This window comes from Clavibacter lycopersici, from assembly GCF_003576405.1.
GTDB classification, from domain to species: Bacteria; Actinomycetota; Actinomycetes; order Actinomycetales; family Microbacteriaceae; genus Clavibacter; species Clavibacter lycopersici.
In genome coordinates, this window is record NZ_QWGT01000173.1 from 1 (window position 1) to 5973 (window position 5973).

A 5973-nucleotide genomic window follows, 5' to 3' on the forward strand; every position below is an offset into this window, starting at 1 on the left:
CTCCTGCGTGAACTCGACGCCGTCGACGCCGTCGAGCGCGGCCCGGAGCCGGGCGGCCATGCCGTTCGCGTGGCGGGCTCGTCACGGTCGACGGGCGCGGGGTCGTCAAGGCCTCGTACCGGGTGATGCCCGGATCCGTCGTCGAGGTCGCCGGGACCGACGCCTACGTGAGCCGCGGCGCCCACAAGCTCATCGGCGCGCTCGACGCCTTCCCCGATGTGGCCGTCGCGGGACGGCTCGCGCTCGACGTGGGCGCGTCCACCGGCGGCTTCACGCAGGTGCTGCTCGAGCGGGGAGCGCGGCGCGTCGTCGCGCTCGACGTGGGGCACGGGCAGCTCGATCCGCTCATCCGCGAGGATCCGCGCGTCGACGTCGTCGAGGGCTTCAACGTGCGCGACCTGACCCCCGAGTCGCTCGCCGGCGTCACGCCCGACGACCTGGCGGGGGAGCGGCCCGCCCTCGTCGTCGGCGACCTCTCCTTCATCTCCCTCGGCCTCGTGCTGCCCGCCATCGCGCGCACCATGGCGGACGACGCCGACGTCGTGCTGCTGATCAAGCCGCAGTTCGAGGTGGGCCGGACGGGGATCCGGGAGGGGATCGTGCACGACGCGGGGCTCCGCGACGACGCCGTGATGCGCGTGCTCTGGGCCGCGTGGGACCTCGGCCTCGGCACGGCCGGCCTCGTCTCCTCCCCGATCGTCGGCGGGGCCGGGAACCACGAGTACCTCGCCTGGCTCAGCGGTCGTGCCGGTGGCAATCCGACACAATGGAGATCGACGTCGAACGAGATCACAGGAGCGTGAGCGAAGTGGCTGGACCCGCGAGGCACATCCTGGTCGTGTCCCACACGGGGCGCCGCGACTCCATCGACGCGGCGCTCAGCGTGTGCGGCCAGCTCGCGGAGGCGGGCGTCCAGCTCGTGCTCACGGCCGAGGAGAAGTCGGACATCCTGCCGTTCGCGCCCGACATGCAGGGCGTCTCGGTCCTGGGGGAGGACGTGCAGACGGCCGACCTCGAGATCGTCATCGTGCTCGGCGGCGACGGCACGATCCTGCGTTCGGCCGAGCTCGTGCGCGGCACCTCGGTGCCGCTGCTGGGCGTGAACCTCGGGCACGTCGGATTCCTCGCCGAGAGCGAGCGGGAGGACCTCGCCGCCACCGTGCGCCGCGTGCTCGACCGCGACTACACGGTCGAGGAGCGCATGACGCTCGACGTCACGCTCAAGGTCGGCGCCGACATCGTCTACCGCACGTGGGCGCTCAACGAGGCGACCGTCGAGAAGGCCAGCCGCGAGCGCATGCTCGAGGTCGTGCTGGAGATCGACGGCCGGCCGCTCGCGTCCTACGGCTGCGACGGCATGGTCGTGTCCACGCCCACCGGATCCACCGCGTACGCGTTCTCGGCGGGCGGCCCCATCGTGTGGCCGAGCCTCGAGGCGATGCTCGTGGTGCCGCTCAGCCCGCACACGCTCTTCGCGCGCTCGCTCGTGGTGGGGCCGGAGTCCACGGTCGCCGTCGAGGTGCTCAGCCGCACCTCCGGATCCGGCGTGCTCTGGTGCGATGGGCGGCGCACCCGCGACATGCCGCCCGGCGCGCGCGTCGAGGCCCGCAGGTCACCCATCCCGGTGCGCCTCGCGCGCCTCAAGCAGTCGCCGTTCACCGACCGCCTCGTGAACAAGTTCGAGCTGCCGGTCACCGGCTGGAGGGGGCCCGTGGACCGTGATTGAGGAGATCACCATCCGCGACCTCGGGGTCATCGGCCAGGCCACGCTGCCGCTCGGGCCGGGCTTCACGGCCGTCACCGGCGAGACCGGCGCGGGCAAGACCATGGTCGTCACCGCGCTCGGCCTGCTGCTCGGCGCGCGCGCCGACTCGGGGGCCGTGCGGCAGGGGAGCGAGCGCGCGGTCGTCGAGGGCCGGTGGATCATCGCGGCCGAGGGCCCCGTGCCGGAGCGCGTGCGCGACGCCGGGGGAGACGTCGACCCGTTCGGCGACGGCACGCGCGGCGAGCTCATCGTCACGCGCCAGCTCTCGTCCGAGGGGCGCAGCCGCGCGTCGGTCGGGGGCCGGGGCGCGCCCGCGGCGCTGCTCACCGAGATCGGCGAGCAGCTCGTCGTGGTGCACGGGCAGTCCGACCAGATGCGGCTCCGGTCGTCCACGGCGCAACGGCAGGCGCTCGACCGGTTCGCCGGATCCGCGCTCGCGCCCGTGCTCGGCGAGTACCAGGAGGTGTTCCGCCGCTGGCAGGCCGCGCGCGCCGAGCTCGACCGGCTCGTCACCGAGCAGGACGCCCGCACGCGCGAGGCCGAGGAGCTGCGCGCCGCCATCGACGCGATCGAGGCCGTGGCACCTCAGCCCGGCGAGGACGAGGAGCTGCGCGAGCGCATCGACCGCCTCACGAACCTCGAGGACCTGCGGGCCGCCGCGTCCGCCGCTCACGAGCTCATGTCGTCGGAGGACGCGTCCGGCGAGATGGCCGACGCCGCGTCCGTGCTCGACACCGCCCACCGCCGCCTCGACCGCGTCGCCGCGCATGACCCCTCGCTCGCCGAGATCATCGAGTCGCTCGACAGCGCGCGGATCCTCGTCTCGGAGATCGCCGTGCAGCTGTCCGGCTACCTCGCGGGGCTCGACGCCGACGGCGCCCGGGAGCTCGAGACCCTGCAGGACCGCCGCTCCGAGCTCGCCGCCCTCACGCGCGCGCACGGCCCCACCGTCGAGGACGCGCTCGCGTTCCTCGACACCGGCAGCGCACGGCTGCTCGAGCTCGACGGCGACACCGACCGCATCGACCTGCTGCGCGTCGAGGTGGAGCGCGACGAGCAGCTGGTCGTCGAGCTCGCCGCGCGCGTCACGGCGGTCCGCGAGGAGGCGGGCGCCCGTCTCGCCGCGGCCGTCACGACGGAGCTCGGCATGCTCGCCATGGCCGACGCGTCGCTCGAGGTGCGCGTCAGCCCCCGCGAGGAGCCCGCGCTGTCGGGAGCCGACCGCGTCGAGATCCTGCTGCGGCCGCACGCCGGTGCCGAGGCGCGTCCCCTCGGGCGCGGGGCGTCCGGCGGTGAGCTGTCGCGCGTGATGCTCGCGATCGAGGTCGTGGTGGCGGGTGACGACCCCGTGCCCACCTTCGTGTTCGACGAGGTCGACGCGGGCGTCGGCGGGGCAGCGGCCATCGAGATCGGGCGGCGGCTCGCGCGGCTCGCCGAGCGCGCCCAGGTCATCGTCGTCACGCACCTCGCGCAGGTCGCCGCGTTCTCCACCAACCACCTGCGCGTGGTGAAGGGAGGCGACGGGCAGGTCACGGCGTCCAGCGTCACGCAGCTCGAGGGCGATGCGCGCATCCAGGAGATGGCGCGCCTGCTCTCGGGCCTGCCGGACAGCGAGAGCGGGCTGGCGCACGCGCGCGAGCTCGTGGAGACCGCGGCGTCCCTGCGCTGAGCCGACGACCCGCGGGTGTCGCGGCGCGCCGTGGCTGTCGCGACGCCCCGATTCCCACGTAGGATGGAAGCCCGTGGCGGACATCAACTCAGCGGACACAGACCCGAGCTCTACGGACAGCATCACCAGCACGACAGGCGCGGCGAAGACGACCAGGCACATCTTCGTGACCGGCGGCGTCGTCTCCTCGCTCGGCAAGGGCCTCACGGCGGCCAGCCTCGGCAATCTCCTCACGGCGCGCGGCGTGCGCGTCGTCATGCAGAAGCTCGATCCCTACCTCAACGTGGATCCGGGCACCATGAACCCCTTCCAGCACGGCGAGGTCTTCGTGACCGACGACGGCGCCGAGACCGACCTCGACATCGGCCACTACGAGCGCTTCCTCGACATCGAGCTCGACCAGGCGGCCAACGTCACGACCGGGCAGATCTACTCGGAGGTCATCGCCAAGGAGCGCCGCGGCGAGTACCTCGGCGACACCGTGCAGGTCATCCCGCACATCACCGACGAGATCAAGCGCCGCATGCGCCTGCAGGCGTCGGACGAGCCGCAGCCCGACGTGATCATCACCGAGATCGGCGGCACGGTCGGCGACATCGAGAGCCAGCCGTTCATCGAGGCGGCCCGCCAGGTGCGCCACGAGCTCGGCCGGAACAACGTGTTCTTCGTGCACGTCTCGCTCGTGCCGTACATGGGCGCGTCCGGCGAGCAGAAGACCAAGCCGACGCAGCACTCCGTGGCGGCGCTGCGCTCCATCGGGATCCAGCCGGACGCGCTCGTGCTCCGCAGCGACCGGCCCGTCTCCGAGTCGAACAAGAAGAAGATCGCGCTCATGTGCGACGTGGACGAGCAGGCCGTGGTGAACGCGGTCGACGTGCCGAGCATCTACGACATCCCGGAGATGCTGCACCGGCAGGGGCTCGACAGCTACCTCATCGACCACCTCGGCCTGCCGGCCGCGGACGCCGTGGACTGGTCCGGCTGGAGCGACCTGCTCGACGCCGTGCACGACCCGAAGCACGAGGTCACGGTCGGCCTCGTGGGCAAGTACATCGACCTGCCGGATGCGTACCTCTCGGTGACCGAGGCGCTGCGGGCCGGCGGGTTCGCCCACTCGGCGCGCGTGAAGCTGCGCTGGGTCGCGTCCGACGAGTGCGAGACGCCCGAGGGCGCCGCGAAGATGCTCGGCGACCTCGACGCGCTCTGCGTGCCCGGCGGCTTCGGCATCCGCGGCATCGAGGGCAAGCTCGGCGCGCTCAAGTTCGCGCGCGACAACATGATCCCCGTGCTCGGCCTGTGCCTCGGCCTCCAGTGCATGGTCATCGAGTACGCGCGCAACGAGGCGGGCCTCACCGGCGCCTCCTCCAGCGAGTTCGACCCCGAGAGCGAGTTCCCGGTGGTCGCGACGATGGCCGAGCAGGTCGACATCATCGCGGGCGGCGACCTGGGCGGCACCATGCGCCTGGGCCTCTACGAGGCGGCGCTCGCGCCCGGCTCGCTCGCGGCCGAGCTGTACGGCGCGCCCGTCTCGCACGAGCGCCACCGCCACCGCTACGAGGTCAACAACCAGTACCGCGAGCGCATCCAGGACGCCGGCCTCGTCTTCTCCGGCACGTCGCCCGACGGCACGCTCGTCGAGTACGTGGAGCTGCCGCGCGAGGTGCACCCGTTCTACATCGGCACGCAGGCGCACCCCGAGCTCCGGTCGCGCCCGAACCGCGCGCACCCGCTGTTCGCCGGCCTGATCCGCGCCGCCCTCGACCGCCAGGCCGCGAGCACGCTGTTCGTCGAGGACGACGCCGAGGCGGTCGCGTGACCGACGCGGCCACCGGCTCCCCGGCGGGCGCGCTGCACGACGACCCGGTCGCGTACGACATCACGTCGAGCGAGACCGTGTTCGACGGCAAGATCTGGGACGTGAAGCGCGAGACGTTCGCGTACAGCGACTCCGAGATCACGCGCGAGTTTGTCGACCACACGGGCGCCGTCGCGGTGCTCGCGATCGACGACCAGGACCGCGTGCTCCTCATCAAGCAGTACCGGCACCCCGTGCGCATGCGCGAGTGGGAGATCCCGGCCGGGCTCCTCGACGTGACCGACGAGCCGCCGCTCGCCGCCGTGCAGCGCGAGCTCGCGGAGGAGGCCGATCTCGTCGCCGCCGAGTGGAGCGTGCTCGCCGAGTACTACACGACGCCCGGCGGCAGCGACGAGGCGATCCGCGTGTACCTCGCGCGCGGGCTCACCCCCACGGATGAGGCGTTCGCGCGCACCGACGAGGAGGCCGACATCGAGGTGCGCTGGGTGGACCTCGACGAGGTCGTGACCGCGGTGCTCGAGCGGCGGATCCAGAACCCGTCGACCGTGATCGCGGTGCTGCAGGCGCACGTCGCCCGCTCGCGCGGCTGGACGACGCTGGGTCCCGCCGACGCGCCGTGGCCGCGGCATCCGAAGCTGCGCGACGGCGACGGCGGGGGCGCGTCGGCCTCGTGACCGACGCGGCCGACGGATCCGGGGGAGCGGCGCCCGACGCGGCGCCCGA

The 5973-nt window shown here is 73.1% G+C and carries 4 protein-coding genes and 1 pseudogene; all 5 read left to right on the forward strand.

The window, feature by feature from the left end:
• Positions 1 to 74: 74 nt before the first annotated feature.
• Positions 75 to 803: pseudogene (locus DZG00_RS11165) on the forward strand (TlyA family RNA methyltransferase); the annotation flags it as partial.
• Positions 804 to 808: 5 nt separating this feature from the next.
• Positions 809 to 1726: an NAD kinase gene (locus tag DZG00_RS11170; protein ID WP_375342499.1), complete on the forward strand. Its 918-nt coding sequence runs from the start codon at positions 809 to 811 to the stop codon at positions 1724 to 1726.
• Positions 1719 to 3434: a DNA repair protein RecN gene (gene recN, locus DZG00_RS11175; protein WP_119455627.1), complete on the forward strand. Its 1716-nt coding sequence runs from the start codon at positions 1719 to 1721 to the stop codon at positions 3432 to 3434. Before DZG00_RS11170 ends, recN begins: the two co-directional genes overlap by 8 nt.
• A 121-nt stretch (positions 3435 to 3555) precedes the next feature.
• Positions 3556 to 5250 (forward strand): CTP synthase, encoded by a 1695-nt coding sequence (gene pyrG / locus DZG00_RS11180; RefSeq protein ID WP_199688965.1) that lies wholly within the window; start codon positions 3556 to 3558, stop codon positions 5248 to 5250.
• Positions 5247 to 5924 (forward strand): NUDIX domain-containing protein, encoded by a 678-nt coding sequence (locus tag DZG00_RS11185; protein WP_119455628.1) that lies wholly within the window; start codon positions 5247 to 5249, stop codon positions 5922 to 5924. The genes pyrG and DZG00_RS11185 overlap by 4 nt, the downstream gene beginning before the upstream one ends.
• Positions 5925 to 5973 lie beyond the last annotated feature (49 nt).